Below are 19,271 nucleotides of genomic sequence, written 5' to 3' on the forward strand. Positions count from 1 at the left end.
GGTTCCCCTGTGCATGCCCGGAACAGCGGGAGGCAGGTCTGTACGGCAGGACCGCCGACCCCCTGACGTTCGGCCCGTCCAGGGCAACCGGGTATCCACCCGCTCCACCCGCACGGCACCCGTCCGAGCACCTGCACGTCTGATGCGCCGTCATCCTGTCAACGACGACAAGAACAAGGACCCATTCACCATGCTCGACCGAAGAGCCGCCCTCGCCGCCCTCGCAGGAACCGCCTCCCTCGCCCTTACCGTGTCCGCCTGCGGCAAGGAGAGCGAGGGCAGCTCCCAGAGCCGCACCGAGGGCGGTACCGTCGGCATCGCCATGCCGACCCAGTCCTCCGAGCGCTGGCTCGCCGACGGCAAGAGCGTCGTCGAGGGTCTGAAGAGACGGGGGTACAAGACCAAGCTGGTCTACGGCGACGACGACCCGAAAGCCCAGCTGTCACAGATCGGGACCCTGATCGAGCAGGGCGTCGACGCACTGATCATCGCGGCCATCGACGCCAAGTCGCTGAACGGCGTGCTTCAGCGGGCCTCCGACGCGCGCATCCCGGTGATCTCCTACGATCGGCTCATCCTCGGCACCGGGAACGTCGACTACTACGTCTCCTTCGACAACGAGATGGTCGGCCGGATGGAAGCCAACTACATCATCGGGAAGCTCGGCCTGGAGAAGGGCAAGGGCCCGTTCAACATCGAGCTCTTCGCCGGTTCCCCCGACGACAACAACACCAAGTACTTCTTCAACGGCTCGATGGCGCTCCTGCAACCGTTCCTGGACAGCAAACAGTTGGTCGTCCCGTCCCATCAGACCGGGCTGGGCCAGCTCACCACCCCGCGCTGGGACGGCCCCACCGCGCAGAAGCGCATGAGCGGCCTGCTCAGCCGGTGGTACGTAGGCAGGACTCTCGACGCGGTCCTGTCACCGTACGACGGCATCTCCCGCGGTGTCCTGTCCGCGCTGGAGGAGCAGGGCTACGGCTCCGCCGGCAAGCCCTTCCCGATCGTCACCGGTCAGGACGCCGAGCTGCCCTCGGTGAAGTCGATCATCGCGGGCCGGCAGTCGCAGACCGTCTACAAGGACGTCCGCGCCCTCGCCGACGCCGCCGCGTGGGTGGTCGACGACATCCTCAGGGGCCGGGCGCCGCGGATCAACGACCGGTTCAGCTACAACGACGGCGTCAAGAAGGTGCCCGCCTACCTGCTCCAGCCGCAGAGCCTCGACAAGACCAATGTCGAAGTACTGGTCAGGGACGGCTACTACACCGCCGAGGAGCTCACGTAGCGACGGGATGTGTCCGAGCCCGGCCCCGGCCCTCAGGCCGGCTGCCGCTCGGACAACTCTCGGAGCAACGCGCTGTATTCGTCGGGATGCTGCTCTGGCAGGATCCCCAGCCGCTGGTGAACGGCAGTTGGCGTGGCTGTCCGTGGCTGTCCAGTTCGTCCGACAGGGTTTCAGCGGAGTGCGGGTCGGCCACCGGAGTGAGACGATCAAGGGGTCGGTCGGAAGCCTTCAAGGCTGAGACCGCCCCGACGGCACCATCAGGGCCGTGAGGTCAGCGAGCCGGGTGCGGCACCGGCGACGCCGCCCGACGACTGCCATCTGCTGAAGCCGGTGCGCGACAACCTCAGGGCTCTGACCCCGCTGCGCCCGAAACTCGTCCCCAGTCGGCTGGGCGAGGACGCGGTGCTCCTGGGAGCGGTGGCGACAGCCCTCGGCACGGCCCGGGAGCTGGTCTTCGAGCGACGTACGACCACGTCCTGAGCGGCCCGGGCCGACCTTCCGCCCCCAACGCCCCGTCCGTCTTCTCCCGCCCCATTGTGCTTAGCCAACTGCCCCCCTACTGTTCGACTTTGCCTGAGTCTGTTTGATGCTGATCGCTCAGGCGAGAGGGAGGCCGCAGTGCGAGGCAATCGGACCGATGCAGAGACCGCGAGACCCGGTCGCCGCGGGTGGTGGAGGGCGGTCCTCGCGACGGCCGCGACCCTCGCCCTGGCCGTGGGCCTGACCGCGCCCGCCGCGGCCCGGGAGACCGGAGGACCGTCACCCGCTGCCGCGCCTGCCGCCAACCCGCAGCCACACACGGTGAGTCTCGACGGCTACTCGTTCCTCGTCGACGGCAAGCGCACCTACCTCTGGTCCGGCGAGTTCCACTACTTCCGCCTCCCGAGCCCGGACCTGTGGCGGGACATCTTCCAGAAGATGAAGGCCGCCGGCTTCAACTCCACCTCGCTGTACTTCGACTGGGGCTACCACTCGCCCAAGCCGGGGGTGTACGACTTCACCGGGGTGCGCGACGCCGACAAGGTCCTCGACATGGCCGAGGAAGCAGGCCTCTACGTCATCGCCCGCCCCGCGCCGTACATCAACGCGGAGGTCGACAGCGGCGGCCTGCCCGGCTGGCTGACCACCAAGGCGGAGGACAACCGCAGTGACGACCCGCGGTTCCTCAAGTACGCCGACGAGTGGCTGACCCAGATCGACCGGATCATCGCCCGGCACCAACTCACCAACGGCACCGGGTCCGTGATCGCCTATCAGGTCGAGAACGAGTACTACAACGGCTCCGCCTCCGCCCGCTCCTACATGCAGCACCTGGAGGACAAGGCCCGCGCCGACGGCATCACCGTGCCGCTGACCGGCAACAACAACGGCACCTTCAACTCCGGTGCCGGCGCCCTGGACGTCGACGGCCCGGACTCCTACCCGCAGGGCTTCGACTGCTCCAACCCCACGAAGTGGAACGGCGTCCCCGACATCAGCTACGACCATCCGGCGGGCAAGCCCCTGTACTCGCCCGAGTTCCAGGGCGGCGCCTTCGACCCCTGGGGCGGACCGGGTTACGACAAGTGCGCCCAGCTGATCAACGACCAGTTCGCCAACGTGTTCTACAAGCAGAACATCGCCGTCGGCGCGACCGCGCAGAGCTTCTACATGACCTACGGCGGCACCAACTGGGGCTGGCTGAGCATGCCCCAGAACTACACGTCGTACGACTACGGAGCCGCGATCCGCGAGACCCGGCAGCTCGATCCGAAGTACGACGAGGACAAGCTGATCGGGTACTTCACCCAGTCGGTGGCCCCGCTGACCAAGACCGACGCGATCAGGAGCACGCCACCGGACGACTCCGCGGTCGTCGACACCGCCCGGATGAACCCGGACACCAAGACCCAGTTCCACGTACTGCGGCACGGGAACTCCACGTCCACGGCGGTCGACAGAGCCCACATCTCGCTGGACTTCAACGCCCAGCCGGCCGGGGACACCACCTACACCTGGGACGACCCCGACTCCGCGCTGCAGTACGCCGGTTCGTGGTCGCACGTGGCCAACCAGAGCTACACCGGCGGCGACTACAAGAAGACCGAGTCGTTCTCCAACAAGGCCGGTGACTCGGTCACCGTCCCCTTCGACGGCACCGCGATCCGCTGGATCGGCTCGAAGACGAACAACCACGGCAACGCCGACGTCTACCTCGACGGCACCAAGGTGGCGACGGTCGACGACTCCGGCGCCGAGAACCAGGCGGTCGTCTTCCAGAAGACCGGCCTGCCGTCCGGGGCGCACACGCTCAAGATCGTCGTCGCCGGAAACCACGGCTCCGGGTCCACCGACAACTACGTGGCCATCGACGCCATCGACGTGCCGACCGGTGACGCCGCCGCGGAGCCGACCTACCCCGTCGTGCCCGAGCAGCCCGGCACCGCGATCACGCTCGACGGACGCGACTCCCACGTGATCGTGGCGAACTACCGCCTCGGAGAAGCCCAGTTGCAGTACTCGACCTCCGAGATCATGACCGGCGCGACCATCGGCGACCGGGACCTCGCCGTGCTCTACGGCGACTCGGACAGCGACGGCGAGACCGTCCTTCGCTACGCATCCAAGCCCACGGTGACGGCCACCGGCGGTTCCGTCACGACCACCTGGGACCCGGCCACCGGCGATCTGCGGCTGAACTACACCCACAAGGGCCTCATCCGGATCAGCGTCAGCGGCGGCGGGCAGCGCCCGCTGCTGCTGCTCGTGGGCGACAAGGTCACGGCGAAGACCTTCTGGCGTCAGGACACCGCGGCCGGACCGGTCCTGGTGCGCGGCACGCACCTGCTGCGGACGGCGACCAGCCTGAACGGCGGCCGTACGGTGGCGCTCAGCGGCGACAACGCCGACGACCAGAACATCGAGGTGTTCACCTCTGCGGCCCGCGTCACCTGGAACGGCCGGAAGGTGGACACCCGGAACACCGCCACCGGAAGCCTCACCGGCAGGATCCCGACCGCCGCCGCGATCCACCTGCCGGCCCTGACGAACTGGAAGCACGCCGAGGAGTCCCCCGAAGCGGCCCCCGGCTTCGACGACACCGGCTGGCAGGTGGCCGACAAGACCACGACCAACAGCGTGTCCGGCATCAACAAATTGCCGGTGCTCTACGCGGACGACTACGGCTTCCACACCGGCAACACCTGGTACCGCGGCCGCTTCCACGCCACCGGCAAGGAGACCGGCATCCACCTGGTCTCGGACTCCGGTGGCGGCGCACAGGCGTTCTCCGCCTGGCTGAACGGCACCTTCCTGGGCAGCTCCACCACCGGCAGCGCCGACTTCACCTTCCCTGCCGGTGCGGTCAAGTCCAAGGGCGACAACGTCCTCTCCGTGCTCACCGTGAACATGGGGCACGAGGAGGACTACAACTCGACCAACGGCAACAAGACCGCGCGCGGTCTGACCAGCGCCTCCCTCGTGGGAGCGCCGCTGACCTCCGTCACCTGGCGCCTTCAGGGCGTACGCGGTGGCGAGGACCTGCAGGACACGGTGCGCGGCCCGCTCTCGACGGGCGGCCTGTACGGCGAGCGGGCGGGCTGGTCCCTGCCGGGCTACCCGGACGCCAAGTGGAACCGGGTCACCCTGCCGACGACCGACACCCGCCCCGGAGTGTCCTGGTACCGCACCGACGCCACTCTGGACCTGCCGCGCGGCCAGGACACCTCACTGGGCCTGACGTTCACCGACGACCCGGCACGCAAGTACCGGGCCACGATCTTCGTGAACGGCTGGCAGGTCGGCAACTACGTCAACTACCTCGGCCCGCAGCACACGTTTCCCGTCCCCAACGGCATCCTCGACCCGAACGGCCGCAACAGCATCGCCATCGCCGTGTGGAACCTGGACGGCAGCACCGGCGGCCTCGGCAAGGTCTCGCTCACCGACTACGGCAGCTACGCCTCGTCCCTGCGCGTCGCGCAGAACGACAGTCCCCGCTACGACTCCCGGAAGTACGCGATGCCGAGGCCTCCGGGCGCCGAGGTGACTCTGGATGTGCCCGACACCGCTCAGCCGGGGGAGACCTTCACGGCCCGGACGACCGTGCGGGTGCCCAAGGGCGGATCGCCCGCGTCCCGGCTGACGCCCTCGCTCTCCGCTCCCGACGGATGGACGGTGAGCGATCCGAGCCCCGTGTCCCTCAAGCGCCTGCAGCCGGGCGCGTCGGCGACCTTCACCTGGACGGTCCGGCCACCGACCGGGGATCTGCCCGCCGCCTCGGCACTCAGCACCGCGGTGCGGTACGACCAGAACGGACGGCAGCACACCGGAGCCGACGAGCGCATCATCGGCGGGATACCACCGGCTCCTCCGGCCGGTAAGAACGCGGTGAGCGACCTGCCGTTCCTGTCCTCCACCAACGGGTGGGGCCCGGTCGAGCGCGACAGCAGCGTCGGCGAGCAGGCCGCCGGGGACGGCCGTGGGATCAGTATCGGCGGCGTGGGCCACGCCAAGGGCCTCGGCACCAATGCCCTCAGCGACGTCCAGCTCTACCTCGCCGGAAACTGCTCCCGCTTGACGGCGCAGGTCGGCGTCGACGACGAGACGGGCGGCGCCGGAACGGTCACGTTCTCCGTGATCGCCGACGGCAAGACGCTGGTCACCACCCCGACGATCAGCGGCCGACAGACAGCCGTCCCCATCGACGTCGACGTCAGCGGCGCCCAGGTGGTCGACCTCAAGGTCGGCGATGGCGGAGACGGCAACGGCAACGACCACGGCGACTGGGCGGTACCGACACTGACGTGCGGCTGACGGTTGCGTACATGTCCGGATGAGGTCTCACCTTGTCAGCACCACGACACGGTCTCCACTGCCTATCCGCAGGCGGCCGGGCGCGGTCGGTCAGTGCGGTGCTCGGATGCTGTCGATGATGCGGGTCCAGTGGTCGCTGCCGTGGCCGTTCTCGATCGCGTGCCGGTAGTGGGCCTGTACGGCCAACGGGAGCGCCAGGTCGAGGCCGAGCGCGGTGCTGGTCGCGACGATGTGGTCGGCCGTCGCACCCATCATGGTGACGGTGCTGAGGTCGCCGGGATGCTGTCCGGCGTCAAGCGCCGTGCCGGGCTTCTCCTCACCGGCCCTGAGGATGTCGCCGATCGAGTCGGTGAAGGAGAGCAACTCCGGCAGCGCTTCCGATGCCTTCAGCCCTGCCGTACCCAACATCGCGGTGGCGTGCATCAGTGCCGACAGACTGGAGAGGAACACCGCGAGTTGGGCCTGGTACATCATCTGGGCGAGGCCCGGGTCGTCACCCAAGTACCTGGGTTTTCCGAGTGCCGTCAACGCGGTCCGGTGGTTCTCCATCGCCTGGTCGCGGCCGCTGTAGTAGACGTAGGCCGCCTCTGTGCCGACCATCGGCGCGGGAACCATGACCCCTCCGGTGAGGAACGAGGCGCCATGGCCCGCCGCCCAGTTCGCCGCCTCGCGTGTGCGGTCGGGAGTGTCGGAGCTCAGGTTGACCAGTGTGCGGCCGGCGAGCGACGCGGTGGCGCTGTCGAGGATGTCGTACATCGCCTGGTAGTCGGTGAGGCTGAGGATCACGAGGTCGCTCGCCTCGACCGCCTCGCGGGGTGTCGCCGCGAGCGTCGCTCCGTCGGCGACGACGCCGTCGGCCCGGCCGGCGGTGCGGTTCCAGACGGTGACCGGATGGCCGGCGGTGAGGAGGGTGCGGGTCATCGACCGGCCCATCGGGCCGAGCCCGATCACGGTGACAGCGCTGTTCTGCCCGGTGGTGGAGTGCAGTTGTTCGTTCACCTCTCCATGCTCGGAGAGCGCGGCTAGTGTCGGAAGTACCCACTATTTTCTGCGGTACTTACCTTTTAGTAAGGGGTTCGGGGATGGCCAAGCCGCCAAGGTGCGGGCCGTACATCTGTGGCATCGACGCCGCACTCGACGTGGTGAGCGGGAAGTGGAAGGGGCTGATCCTCTGGGAACTCGAAGCCCATGGCATACGCCGCTTCGCTGAGCTTCGTCGCGGCTTACCGGGCGTGAGCGAGAAGATGCTGACACAGCACCTGCGCGAGATGGAGGAGGACGGTCTCGTGCACCGGAAGGTGTACGCCGAGGTGCCGCCGCGCGTGGAGTACTCCCTCACCGAGCACGGGCACACACTCAACCAAGCGCTCGAGCCGCTCGGCGCCTGGGGAGCCGAGCGGATACGCCGCGAAGGCTCCGAAGCGGTTGAGGTGGCCGAGGCATCACGCAGTTGAGCATGCGGGGGCGTCGGCGCTCAGGAGCCTTGACACCTCCTGCCGGAACGGTCCCGGGGCAGCCCGCCGGAGGCTGCCCCCCGCCCCGTTCACCTGTCTACCAGGGCACTACCCCGTTCTCGTCCTGGAAGGTTCCCGTGGGGCTGTCCACGTCGAGAGTCGCCAGGCGCACGACGACCTTGGCGCTCTCCTCCGGCGACCTTCCGATCCCGAACGCCGCGGTGAGGTCGGTCGCGGTGGTCCCTGGCTCGACCGCGTTGAACTTGATGCCCGGCTGGGATTTGGCGTACTGGACGGTGAGCATGGTGGCCGCGGCCTTGGACGCGGAGTAGAGCGCCAACGGCAGGTTGAACTCCGGCCGGTCCGGATTGTTCACCGCCCAGAAGGTCCCGGCGCTGCTGGACACGGTGACCACGGTGGGGTTCGAGGACTTGCGCAGCAGGGGAAGCGCCGCCTCCGTGACGCGCACGATGCCCACCGCGTTGGTGTCGAAGGCCCGCAGAGCCGTGGGCCCGTCAAGAGCCCCGTTCCCCAGGACGCCCGCGTTGTTCACCAGGACATCGAGCCGGCCCTCGGCCGAGTCGATCGTCGCGAGCGCGCTGCGCACCGACGCGTCGTCGGTGACGTCGAGTTGTACGAACCGGGTACCGAGCGAGGCCGCGGCCTTCTCGCCCCGCTCGACGTCACGAGCACCGATGTAGACGACGTGGCCCAGCGCCAGCAGTTGTCCGGCGGTCTCGAAGCCGATGCCCTTGTTGGCTCCGGTGATCAGTGTGATGGGCATGCGTGTCCTCACAAGTCATATGGCCCGAAAGGGCCGTTGATGGTGCCCGGACTGTCGTGGCGAAGACTCAGCCAGTCAGTTGCCGGTGAAGCTCAGCGGCGTCGTGCAGGGCGGTCATATGGACGAACCGGTCGTCGCGGACCTGGTAGATGGCGTACTCGGCGATCTCGAACGAGGCCCCGGTCGGCGCCACGCCGAGCCATGTCTTCACCGGGGTACCGGTGTTGACCAGCCGCGCGGCCGGACGGTCGCCGTCGAAGAGCAGTTCCTTGAGCTCCCAGTGCAGGTCGGGAACCGCGTCCACGTCGTGCTTCTGGACCGCTATGAGGTCGTCCCGGGTGGCGGGCTCACCGTTCAGGGTGGTCCGGTCGTTGATGAACTCGTCCATTCCGTCGAACTCGTGGGCGTTGAGCGCTTCGATATACCGCAGGTAGAAGGCGCGCAGATCACCGTTGGACATGAGGGGACCCTTTCGTGGGGCAGTTGCGGGTGACGAGGTTCGCGCGCACTCAGATCTGGTTCAGGCCTCCGTCGACGTACAGGCTCGAACCGGTGATGAAGCTGCTCTGCCCGGAGGCGAGGAAGGCCACGGCGGCGGCGATCTCCTCGGGACGCGCGAGCCGGCCCAGCGGCACGCGTGTCGCCAGTTGCCGCTGGAACGCTTCCGGGTCGGGGGTGAGTCCCGACAGGGCGGGGGTGTCGGTCGGTCCGGGCGTGACGGTGTTGACCCTGATACCGCGTCCCTTGAGTTCGTTGGCCCAGGTCCGGGCGAAGGATCGGGTGGCGGCCTTGGTCGCCGCGTACACGCCGAGCCCCTCGTCGCCGACGTCCACGTTGGTGGAGCCGTTCAGAATGACCGACGCCCCCTCGTTGAGCAGGGGAAGTGCCTTCTGGACGGTGAACAGCATGCCCCGGACGTTGACGCCGAAGAGGGCGTCGAAGTGGTCCTCGGTGATCTGCTCCAACGGCACCAGCCTGGCGACGGACGCGTTGGCGAACAGGACGTCCAGCCCGTGTCCACGGCTGCGGATCGTCGCGTAGAGCCGGTCCAGGTCGTCGAGGTTCGAGATGTCGCCGGTCACCGCGGTGGCCGCTGAACCGATCACTTCGACGGCCGCGTCGAGTTCGGTCTTGCGCCGACCGGTGACGAACACGTGCGCGCCTTCGGCCGCCAGCCGGACGGCACTGGCCAGGCCGATGCCGGTGCTGCCCCCGGTGACGAGAGCGGTCTTGCCTTCAAGTAGTCCCACGAGAAAGGTCCCTTCGAGTTCTGCAGCGATCGCTGCGGAAGTCGACCGTAACACTTCCGCAGCGGTCACTGCAGAAGAGGTAGGCTGCGGGAGTGGAGACGAAGAGGAACAGCCCTGCGGGCCGACCGCGAGGATTCGACACCGACGAGGCTCTCGAGCGCGCCATGCTGCTCTTCTGGGAGCACGGCTACGAGGGCGCCAGTACGGCCGCCCTGACGAACGCGATGGGCATCTCCACCACCAGCATGTACGCGGCCTTCGGCAACAAGGCGGAGCTCTTCCGCAAGGCCCTGCAGCGCTACACCGAAGGCCCGAGCGCCTATCTGGCCCGCGCCCTCGAGGAGCCGACCGCCCTCGGCGTCGCCACCGCGATCCTGGCGGGAGCGGTTCGCACCACCACCCGTCCCGCCCGGCCCCACGGCTGCCTCGGCGTCCAGGGCGCCCTGTCCACCAGCGACTCCGGGCAGGAAGTCCGTGACCTCCTCGTCGCCTGGCGTGCCGACGGCTGCTCCTGCATCCGGGAGCGGTTCCAGCGGGCCGTCGACGAGGGGGATCTGCCTCCGCACACCGATCCGGGGCTGCTGGCCCGCTACGTCACCACCTTCGCCTACGGCATCGCCGTACAGGCCGCGAGCGGTGTGGGCCGCGACGAACTCCAGGAGCTGGCCGACACCGCCCTGCGCAACTGGCCCGCCCTCTGACACCGCCCGGCATGCGTCTTCCGGTCACCGGTCACGCCGGCCGCACGGATCACGGCTCACCCGGGCCGGAGGCCTGCTCGGGCCCGGCGCGGTTGGCGCAGTCCTGCGACGAGGAGCGCGACCAGGGTGCGCGGGTCATAGGTGGGGTCGCTCTCCGCGCCGACGCACAGGTTGCCCACGCCGCGCATCAGCTCAAGCCCTCCGATGTCGGAGCGGATCTCGCCGGCGGCCGCGGCCGAGTCGAGGAGCTGCGTGCACACCGGCACGAGGTGGTCGATGAAGTAGGCGTGCAGCGTCTCGAAACCGGCGTTGTCATGCTGCAGGGCGGCGGCGAGTCCGTGCTTGGTCACCAGGAAGTCGACGAAGAGGTCGATCCACTGTTCCAGCGCCTCGTAGGCGGTGGGGCAGCTCGCCAGCAGCGCGGGGCCCGCCGCGGCGCAGGTCTCCACCTGATGGCGGAAGACCGCGACGATCAGATCCGCCCGGGTGGGGAAGTGCCGGTAGACCGTGCCGATCCCGACGCCTGCCCGGGCCGCGATGTCGCGCACCGGCGCGTCCACGCCCGAGGTGACGAAGACGGCGGCGGCCGCGTCCAGCAGGATCTGCTTGTTGCGCCGCACGTCCTTGCGCTGGGACCCGGCGGCCTTCTCCGTGCCCTGGCGACTGTCGCTCACCGCGAGTCTCCTTCGTCTGTCGTCACATCGCACTGCGGATCCGTGTCCGTATCGCTCTGTGGAACGGAGTTCCGTTTCGCCATGATGGCAGATCGAGCCGTCGGGCCGCCTCTTGCCGGGCACCAGTGCCGTGGGCGCACGCCGGCCGCGGCTCATGCGGGCGCGTTGCTGCCGCCCGGAGGACGACGGAGCAGGTGCAGACACACGACCGAGGCGATGACGGTCCGCCGCTCGGCGGCGTCCAGGCCGGCGGATGTCTCGACAAGGTACTGCTGCAATCCGATCCACCCGTCGTGGGTACTCACCGTGACCCGGCCGAGTACCTCCGGTACCGGACTCCGATGCGGATCGGTCTCCGTGAGCTGCCAGGTCCTGATGAACGTCCCGGCACTGGCAGTGCCGGCCGCCCGGCCCGTGTCGTCGGTGAAGCGGAACGTCGCCGGCTCGAACTGCTCGATACGGACGAGGCACTCGCCGGACGCCTTCGTGAGGACCGAGTGTGTGTCGTCCGTGTGCGTGACGTGGGCGAGCAGGGTCCCCTCCACGGTCGACACGGTCAGAGCCGGTCCCGTGTACCTGCGCCACCGCGAACGCTTCGGCTGCGCCACGACGACGGCTTCCATCCCGAACAGCCCGGCTTCCGTCGTTCGTCTCTCGTCCGCCGCCACGGATCCCCCCGCCCTCGACCGAGTTGCGTCCACTGTGACCGACAAGCTGTCCGATTCCCATCCCGTCGCAGGAGAGTCGCAGGAGACTCGGGCGACGAACGACCTGCCGGTGATCGTGATCCCCGGCAGGTCGTCCGCCCGCGACGCCGAGTGATCCACTCGGCGGTGCCTTTCCCCCCTCAATCAGTCGATGGGCCTGCCGAACCAGCGGGAGAGATGGTTGTCCAGGTCGTGCTGGTCGTTGCCGATCCAGGCGACGTGGCCGTCGGGGCGTAGCAGGACGCACGGAACATCCAGGGCCGCGGTGGGGTCCGCGAGGTAATCGACCCGGTCCGCCCAGCCGCCCACGGTCAGGCGCTCGGTGCGGTCCAGCAGCAGACCGCGGCCGCGGTGCAGCAGATCGTAGAGGCGGCCGTGTTTCAGGTCGAGGTCGGGCAGGCGGCGGCCGAGGAGGTCGGGGCCGTCGCCGAAGTCGTAGCGGATGCCCGTCGCGGTGATCTTCTCGACCAGATGGCGGTTCACCACGTCGAAGTCCATCAGCTCGGTGAGCAGCTTGCGCACGGCCTGCGGGCCGGGTTCGGGGGACAGGAGTTCCATCTGGGCGCGGGTGTTGGCCAGCACGTCCTCGGCGACCGGTTGGCGTTCGGTCTGGTAGGTGTCCAGGAGAGTTTCCGGCGCCCGGCCGCGGATCTGTGCGGCCAGTTTCCAGCCGAGGTTGAACGCATCCTGAACGCCCAGGTTGAGACCTTGGCCGCCGGTGGGTGGATGGATGTGTGCCGCATCGCCGGCCAGCAGCACCCGCCCGACCCGATAGCGTTCGGCCAGCCGCGTGGCGTCCCCGAAACGGGACAACCAGCGCGGGGAGTGCACGCCGAAATCGGTTCCGGCGACGGCACGCAGTTGTCGTCTGAAGTCCTCGAGGGTGGGCGGATCCGTGCGGTCGCTGATCCCCGCGGCGGGGACCACGACGCTGTAGACCCCTCCGCCGAAGGGTCGGAGCCAGAACCGATGAAGGGTCTCCCGGAGGTGGTTCACCTTGGCGGCGATCTCCTCCTGCGGCACACCCACTTCCATCTCGCCCATCAGCGTCTCGGTCCGCGAGGGCTCGCCGGGGAACCCGACGCCGAGCAGTTTGCGCACCGTGCTGCGGCCGCCGTCGCAGCCGACGAGGTAGCGCGAGCGCAGCCGTTCGCCGTCGGCCAGCTCGACGGTCACGCCCTCGTCGTCCTGTTCGAAACCGGCCACCGCGCACCCACGCCGGACCTGCGCACCCTGCTGGGCCGCATGCTCTTCGAGCAGCCCGACGATGACGGGCTGCGGGATTCCCAGGAGGTAGGGGTGGGGGGAGTCCAGGCCCTGGTGGGCGGGCTTGTTGATGGCGGCGAAGAGTCCCCCGGCCGGTCGCTGTCTGCCGTGTCGGCGAATGCGATCCAGCAGCCCGCGCATGGCCATCAGCTCGAGACTGCGCATGTGGAGACCGACGATGCGGACGAATGACACGGGCTCGGTGTCCTTCTCCAGCACGAGCACCCGCACATCGTGCAGCCGTAGTTCGGCGGCCAGCATCGCGCCGGTCGGCCCGCACCCGGCGATGATCACGTCGAAGTCGAACCGGAGGGTCGGGCGATCGGTGCCGGAAGCCGACGAGGGCTCTGCGGTGAACTGCGGAGAGTCCATAGGTGTTGCCTTTCGGGAGTGCCTTGTTGGCCAGGCGCTCCCGGCGACACCTACGTCAATCGCCGGCCATGACGGGAAAGGGGGAGCACCCACATCGCTACAGCGTTCATGGGTCTCACCTCCTCAGGCGGTGTCACGGTCAAGTGCAAGCTACAAGCCCCATCATCACCCCGTCCAGCCCTTTCCTGCGGGTCAACGCCTCGTCCACCACACCGTGCCCACAGCGGTGCTCGGCGGGCCGGCCATCTCCATCCGCCCGCCGTACACCGGGGGATAGGGCCATGTGCCGAGCATTGCCAACGTTCCGTCTGCGGGACGGGCTCCGCGTCGGACAGCATGAGCGTCGCCCTGCCTGTGTGGTGGGGTCGAAGCCGGGCTCCACGTACTCACTGACGTAGAAGTGCGAGTAGGCGATCCGGGCCCCGCCGGCAGCTGCCTGAGTTGACCGCGGCGCCGACACACTGAGTGCCGGCGCCAAGGAGTTGCCTTCGGCAGGAGGTGGAGCGGTCAGGAGTTCCACTTCACCTTGAAGACCCAGACGTGCTGTCCGGCCTTGCGGGCCGCCGCGGGGACGTCGATCACCAGCGCGCCCTTGCTGACGCTCCAGGTCAGTGGCCGGTCGTGGCCCAGCACCGTCACCGTGTCCCCGCTGCGGATCGGGACCGGCGCCTCGATGGTGAGCCGTGAGCCCGGCTGTACCAGGGAGTGGATGTAGAAGGCCCGGTTCGGGCGGACGGTGAAGCGGATGTCGTCACCCAGTTCCGCCATCTTCGACCAGTACGTGGTGTCGTAGACGGCCTCGCCGTTCGTCCGCAGCCACCGGCCCGTCTCGCGCAGCCGCGTCTGCATGATCTCCGGGATGGTGCCGTCGGCACGCGGGCCGATGTCGAGCAGGAAGTTGCCGTTCTTGGAGACGATGTCCACCAGGCTCTGCACGACCTGTTCCGTCGTCATGTAGGAACCGTCGGGGGTGGCCTGGTTGTAGCCGTAGCTGAACGGGTCCAGACCGCGGCTGGACTCCCATTTGGCGATCACGGTGTTGTCGTACGTCGTGTACTCGGGCGTCGTGAAGTCGTGGAAGGAGATCCCCGAGCGGTTGTTGACGGTGACGTCGATGGGACGGGACCGGTTCTTGGCGTGGTTGAAGTACTCGGCGAGCACGTGCACGCTGTCGTTGGCGCCGCCGATGTCGCACCAGATGAGCTCCGGGTCGTAACCGTGGATCAGCTCCAGCATCTGCGGGGCCTGATAGTCCTTCACGAAATCCTTGCCCGCGGTGTATCCGGTGTAGGGCACGGGGTCGAGGGTGTACGGGTTGCGCGGGGCGTGGCCCATCCAGGGGTTGTCCGGGTTGAACCACTCGGGCATCGAGAAGTAGAGGCCGCGGTGGAGCTCGGGCGTGTAGCGCCGGGACGCCTCGAACAGCTCCTTGATCAGGTCCCGCTTCGGGCCCATCTTCACGGCGTTGCGGTCGGAGACCTTGGTGTCCCACAGGGCGAATCCCTCGTGGTGCTTGGAGGTCAGCACGTGGTACTGGGCACCGGCGTCCCGGAAGAGTTCGACCCAGGATCGCGGGTCGAACTTCTCGGCCGTGAAGCGCGGGATGAAGTCGTCGTAGGCGAAGTCCTCGCCGTAGGTGTCCCGGTGGTGGGCGTACGTGGGGTTGTTCGGGTCCTGCATCTGGTCCCAGTACCACTCGGCGTACTGCGTGCCGACCGGCGCCCAGGCGGGCACCGAGTACACACCCCAGTGGATGAAGATGCCGAACTTGGCGCTGTGGAACCAGTACGGCGCCTGGTGACCGGAGAGCGAAGTCTCGGTCGGCTGGTAGTCGGCGACGCCGAGGGACAGTCGGCTGCGCTGGGTGGCGGCCGTGGCGCCGCGGCCGGTGACCGTCACCACCCCGTCCTGGGCGGTGCCGGGCGCCGTCCCCGTGCGGTTGCGGATGCCGATGCGGACGCGAGCCTGTTCGCCGGGGTCGAGGCGGCGCACTGCGGCCGGCTCCACGGTTCGGGCACCCGGCACCGTGACGTGGACCGACACGTCGTCACCGGCCAGGACGGCGGCGGTGCCCGCGTTGACGACGGTGGCCTCGACGCTCTGGGCGCCGGTGGACGGCAGGAGCGAGTTGGTGGAGTGGGCGTCGCGCAGGATCAGCGCGCGTCCCTGGGCGACCGGCTGGAGAGAGAGCGCGAACACGTGCAGCGAGGCCTGGTTCGGCTCGGGTGCGTGCGTGACCGGCAAGGTGATGGCGATCGCCTCGCGCTGCGGGTCGACCCACACCTCCGATGTGCCGATGCCGACGCTGTGTTCGTCCTTCGCGCCACTCGGACCGTAGCGGTACGGCGCCGACAGCGAACCGCCCGCCGCGTACCAGTCCGCTCCGGTGAGGCCGGCCGTCGTGGTCGAACCGTCCGCGTAGTGCACCGTGGCCTTGCCCGAGGCGTTGCCGTAACTCCCCGAGGTGAGGAAGTAGGCCGCCATGTAGCGGCCCTTGGGCAGGTCGATGCGCTGACCGAGCGCGACGACGTTGTTCTTGGCGCCTGCGGCCGAGGACGGGAAGAGGAAGGGAACGCCGTCCACCTCCACCTGGCCCGCCGGGAGTTCCTCGCCCGGGAACGTGTAACCGGAGCCGTCGAAATCGCCGCCCCGGGCGGATGTGGTGTCGATGCCGTCGTTGTCGTAGAGGCTGTCGAGGGGGACGGGAACCGGAGCGGGCACGGGCGCCCAAGTCCGACTCTGCTGGGCGACCGTTGTAGCCGTCGGAGCAGCGTGTGCGTCGGTCGCGGAGGCGAAGGGAAGAGCGGCTGAGGCAGCGACACCCGCCGTGACGCCGAGGACTTGACGTCTTGGATACGTACTCATGGCGGCTCCCAATCATCGGATGTCTTGATGATTGGGGAGGCGTAGGGGAGTGTCAATGGGGCGAGCAAGGAAGAGAGTTGAAGGAGAGGTCGGATGGGTCGATGCTTTGGATGGGCTCGCCCGGTCGTGCCGATGCCGGACATCTGCAGCGGGTCGATGACGGACACGCGCGTGTAGGCAGGCTCTTCAACCGGCCTGGGGCGAACTCGGCGATTGATGAGCTTCTCCTGGGCAGCAAGAGGTGAGGTGCCGCCTCAGCCGAGCGGGTCGGCGGTGTCGCGCAGGGTGGCCAGGACCGGGCCGTACATGCGGGCCTTGATGGTGCCGAGGGTGTCACCGGCCTTGTTCACCTGCGACCGGGCGATCTCGATCGCGGTGGAGCGCACGGCGTCCTCGCCGGTCGCCCGGTCGACGATGCCGTCGGCCGCGGCGTCGGTGCCGCCGTAGCGGCGGGCGGTGACCATGGCCTCGTGAGCGGTCCGAGGTGTGAGCCGGGCCTGGATGAGGGCTGCCATGCCGGGGGTGAAGGGGATGTTGATGTCCGCTTCGGGCAGGCACCAGTAGCCGCGGTCGGCGCGCATGACGCGGAAGTCGTGGGCGAGGGAGAGCATCGCGCCGGCGGCGAAGGTATGCCCCTGCAGTGCGGCCACCGTGATGACCGGCAGCGACAGCAGCCGAGCGAACAGCTCGTGGACGGAGACGACATAGTCCTGGTGCTGGTCGGCGTGCGCGAACAGCCACTCCAGGTCGAGCCCGTTGGAGTAGAACTTGCCGGTGGCGGCGGTGACCAGGGCGCGCGGACCCTCGGCTTTCTCCACCTCGTCGAGCGCGGCCCCGAAGGCGGCGATCCAGTCCGGGTGGAAGCGGTTCTCACCGTCTCCGAGGTCGAGGATGAAGACGTTGTCCTGACGGTCGAGCGAGAGCATGGCGACTCCTTCGAGCTGTGCGGTGAAATGGCAGGGGGCTGCGGGTCAGGCCTGGGGCCCGGGTTCTGCGCCCGGGCGGTTGCGCAGGGCGTGGAGGAGCAGGTCGTGGATCTCGGCGGCGGCGGCCTCGATCGGGGCGGTGCTGCGCTCGGCCCGGCACATGATGACCGCCCCTTCGACCGAGGCGATGATGAAGGCGCCGAGTCTGCGGCTGCGTTCCTCGCCCAGGCCGTGCCGCAGCAAGAGTCCCGCGAGGGCTTCCTGCCAGCGGGCGAACACGGCGGCGGCCGATCGGGCGAGCTGGGGTGCGTCGTCGTTGGTCTCGACGGCCACCGCCACGATCGGACAGCCGGCCCGAAAGCCGCTCTCCACAAGCCGATCACGCCACAGCGCGAAGAACGCGTCGACGGCCTGCACCGGGTCGTCCGCCTGCAGGGCGGCATCGATCAGACCGGCGATGAAGTCCCCCGCCAGAGCCACAGCCTCGTCGATGAGCTGCGCCCGCCCGCCGGGGAAGTGGTAATACACCGAGCCTCGCGGGGCGCCGCTGCGGGCGAGGACCCGGTCGATGCTGGTCGCGCTCGCCCCGTACTCGCGCAGCAGAGCAGCGGCGCTGAGGATCATCCGGTCCCGGGTGTCACTCTTGCGCGGACTCACCCACCCACGTCCCCTCGACGGCGAAGCGCCCCTGGAGGTTGCTACCTGCCGGTAACTTAAGGGGTAGGCCATAGAACATGCAAGAGAAGAGTCGCGGCGAGGGTGGTTCAGCCTCGTGTGTTCCGGACGAGCGGTGCCTTGTGAATCCACGTGCCCTGCTCGACGGCGTTCGGCTGGAGCGTGTACGCCGGCACGCCCTGACGGGTCAGCGCCAGGCCGTGCGGCGCACGCCGTCTTCGGTTGCCTCGCCACGGGCGGTGTCCGCCGACCTTCACCTCGTACGTCCGCGCCGATCCGGCCGACGGCCGCGTCACGGGCCGCGCGGCGGCGACGTCAACGGGCCACGCCCCCCCGGTCGGTGTGTGCTTGGCGGCGACGGCCGCCTGCCGGCGCTCCCGCTCAGCCAGCAGGCGGCGTGTCGGCGGCGCGGCCGCTGCGGTACGGCAGTGCCGCCGCATGGCGCGAGCCCGGGACGCGCTGAACGGACCGGGCCCTGAAGTGGTCTGTGGTCGGGGAGAAGTTTTCGACGTTCCGCAGAGCGTCTCGCCGGACCGTAGGTCTGTCATCACCCACACGAGTGGTGCTGGGCCCGGCCCACGGGGTGGCGCGGCATGCCGGGAACCGTCGCGCACGTTGCGGGAGGCCCACGCCGTACGGAGCCATCCTCCGCCTGGACCACCGGCGGGCGGCATGCGCCGAGCCGCTAGGCCTTTCCGGCGGGCTCGGCGGCGGCATACGCAGAAACCGTAGCCGGGCGATTCCGTGCCTTCCTGAACCAGAACCGGCGCCCCGGGGTGCCAGAACGACCAACAAGGCCATGGACGAGTGGCGCGCCACCAAGGTCCTCCTCACCCTCTGACCCGTCCTGTCCTGTGGCGGGGCCCGGCCGACAGGGCCCCGGCACAAGGGCTCAATGCCGACGCCCGCGACGAAGTCGGCCAGGACCAGCAGCCAGGTGTACGGGGCGAGGGGGAGCAGCAGAGGGGCCACCGCCGTCGGGCCCGTCAGCGCGTAGCCGACCAGGATCACGGGCCGGGGCCGCCATCTCGTCGTCAGTACGCCGCCGACGACCGCGCCGAGTGAGCCCAGGGCAACGGCCAGGCCCCAGCCGGTGCGGCCGGTCCCGGTGGTGTCGGCGATGATCAACCGCACCAAGCTGTGCAAGACGAACTTCTACCAACCCATGCCCGGTCATGCACCAGGCTCCTCGCCGTTCTGCGGCTGCCCTGTGCGCTCGGGTTGCCGACTGTGGGGCCTGTGGCCGACGGCCTATGCTGCGCCAGGCAGCTGGCGGGCCTCCCAGACCGGCCCGATGCTGTGTTCGATGAGGGTGTGCCGGGCCCTGCCGCGTTCGGCGCCCCCGGTCAGCAGGTCCCGGACTCCGGCACCAAAGTCGGCTCCTCCGAACAGGGCGCAGCAGGTCAGGCCCACGCCAGACCCGCACCCAGGACGTGCCCCGCGGTGGGCGTTTACCTCAGCGCCTGCCAAGCCGCTCGGCGTGCGGCGCTCGGGCCATCCGAACGGCGGAGGGATGCG

The 19,271-nt window shown here is 69.0% G+C and carries 14 protein-coding genes and 1 pseudogene; 5 read left to right on the plus strand and 10 right to left on the minus strand.

Annotation, left to right across the window (positions count from 1 at the left end; genetic code table 11):
• Nucleotides 1–190: 190 nt before the first annotated feature.
• From chvE to ACIRP7_RS07705, 3 genes and pseudogenes are all read left to right on the plus strand, one after another.
• On the plus strand, nt 191–1,285 hold the full coding sequence (gene chvE, locus ACIRP7_RS07695; protein ID WP_403655082.1) for a multiple monosaccharide ABC transporter substrate-binding protein: 1,095 nt from the start codon (nt 191–193) through the stop codon (nt 1,283–1,285).
• A 318-nt stretch (nt 1,286–1,603) separates the two neighbouring features.
• Nucleotides 1,604–1,765, plus strand: a pseudogene (locus tag ACIRP7_RS07700) (sugar kinase); the annotation flags it as partial.
• A gap of 138 nt (nt 1,766–1,903) precedes the next feature.
• A complete protein-coding gene (locus tag ACIRP7_RS07705) occupies nt 1,904–6,079 on the plus strand; it encodes a beta-galactosidase (protein WP_403655084.1) in 4,176 nt (1,391 codons plus the stop codon).
• Nucleotides 6,080–6,169: 90 nt separating this feature from the next.
• On the opposite strand, the gene ACIRP7_RS07710 is transcribed toward ACIRP7_RS07705, so the two are convergent.
• On the minus strand, nt 6,170–7,078 hold the full coding sequence (locus ACIRP7_RS07710; protein ID WP_403655086.1) for an NAD(P)-dependent oxidoreductase: 909 nt from the start codon (nt 7,076–7,078) through the stop codon (nt 6,170–6,172).
• An 83-nt stretch (nt 7,079–7,161) separates the two neighbouring features.
• On the opposite strand from ACIRP7_RS07710, the gene ACIRP7_RS07715 reads away from it, so the two are divergent.
• Nucleotides 7,162–7,533, plus strand: a complete 372-nt coding sequence (locus tag ACIRP7_RS07715; RefSeq protein ID WP_403655088.1) for a winged helix-turn-helix transcriptional regulator — start codon at nt 7,162–7,164, stop codon at nt 7,531–7,533.
• 97 nt (nt 7,534–7,630) lie between these two features.
• On the opposite strand, the gene ACIRP7_RS07720 is transcribed toward ACIRP7_RS07715, so the two are convergent.
• From ACIRP7_RS07720 to ACIRP7_RS07730, 3 genes are all read right to left on the minus strand, one after another.
• Nucleotides 7,631–8,317 (minus strand): SDR family NAD(P)-dependent oxidoreductase, encoded by a 687-nt coding sequence (locus ACIRP7_RS07720; protein WP_403655090.1) that lies wholly within the window; start codon nt 8,315–8,317, stop codon nt 7,631–7,633.
• A gap of 67 nt (nt 8,318–8,384) precedes the next feature.
• Nucleotides 8,385–8,777 carry an ester cyclase gene (locus ACIRP7_RS07725; protein ID WP_403655092.1) on the minus strand — a complete coding sequence of 131 codons (393 nt, stop codon included), beginning with the start codon at nt 8,775–8,777 and terminating at the stop codon, nt 8,385–8,387.
• Between the two features lie 49 nt (nt 8,778–8,826).
• Nucleotides 8,827–9,567 (minus strand): SDR family NAD(P)-dependent oxidoreductase, encoded by a 741-nt coding sequence (locus ACIRP7_RS07730; RefSeq protein ID WP_403655094.1) that lies wholly within the window; start codon nt 9,565–9,567, stop codon nt 8,827–8,829.
• Between the two features lie 92 nt (nt 9,568–9,659).
• Between ACIRP7_RS07730 and ACIRP7_RS07735 the strand changes: the two genes are divergently transcribed.
• Nucleotides 9,660–10,268, plus strand: a complete 609-nt coding sequence (locus ACIRP7_RS07735; protein WP_403655096.1) for a TetR/AcrR family transcriptional regulator — start codon at nt 9,660–9,662, stop codon at nt 10,266–10,268.
• Between the two features lie 56 nt (nt 10,269–10,324).
• On the opposite strand, the gene ACIRP7_RS07740 is transcribed toward ACIRP7_RS07735, so the two are convergent.
• The 6 genes from ACIRP7_RS07740 to ACIRP7_RS07765 form a co-directional block, all read right to left on the minus strand.
• The gene (locus ACIRP7_RS07740) at nt 10,325–10,942 is read right to left on the minus strand and encodes a TetR/AcrR family transcriptional regulator (RefSeq protein ID WP_403655098.1); all 618 of its coding nucleotides are present in this window, start codon (nt 10,940–10,942) and stop codon (nt 10,325–10,327) included.
• A 152-nt stretch (nt 10,943–11,094) separates the two neighbouring features.
• A complete protein-coding gene (locus ACIRP7_RS07745) occupies nt 11,095–11,550 on the minus strand; it encodes a hypothetical protein (RefSeq protein ID WP_403655100.1) in 456 nt (151 codons plus the stop codon).
• 243 nt (nt 11,551–11,793) lie between these two features.
• The gene (gene rox / locus ACIRP7_RS07750) at nt 11,794–13,287 is read right to left on the minus strand and encodes a rifampin monooxygenase (protein ID WP_403655102.1); all 1,494 of its coding nucleotides are present in this window, start codon (nt 13,285–13,287) and stop codon (nt 11,794–11,796) included.
• A gap of 507 nt (nt 13,288–13,794) precedes the next feature.
• The gene (locus tag ACIRP7_RS07755) at nt 13,795–16,152 is read right to left on the minus strand and encodes an alpha-L-fucosidase (protein ID WP_403655104.1); all 2,358 of its coding nucleotides are present in this window, start codon (nt 16,150–16,152) and stop codon (nt 13,795–13,797) included.
• 254 nt (nt 16,153–16,406) lie between these two features.
• Nucleotides 16,407–17,078: an enoyl-CoA hydratase-related protein gene (locus ACIRP7_RS07760; protein WP_403655106.1), complete on the minus strand. Its 672-nt coding sequence runs from the start codon at nt 17,076–17,078 to the stop codon at nt 16,407–16,409.
• A 45-nt stretch (nt 17,079–17,123) separates the two neighbouring features.
• A complete protein-coding gene (locus ACIRP7_RS07765) occupies nt 17,124–17,735 on the minus strand; it encodes a TetR/AcrR family transcriptional regulator (RefSeq protein ID WP_403655108.1) in 612 nt (203 codons plus the stop codon).
• Between the last annotated feature and the right edge of the window lie 1,536 nt (nt 17,736–19,271).

The organism is Streptomyces sp. NPDC102270 (assembly GCF_044766405.1).
GTDB lineage: Bacteria > Actinomycetota > Actinomycetes > Streptomycetales > Streptomycetaceae > Streptomyces.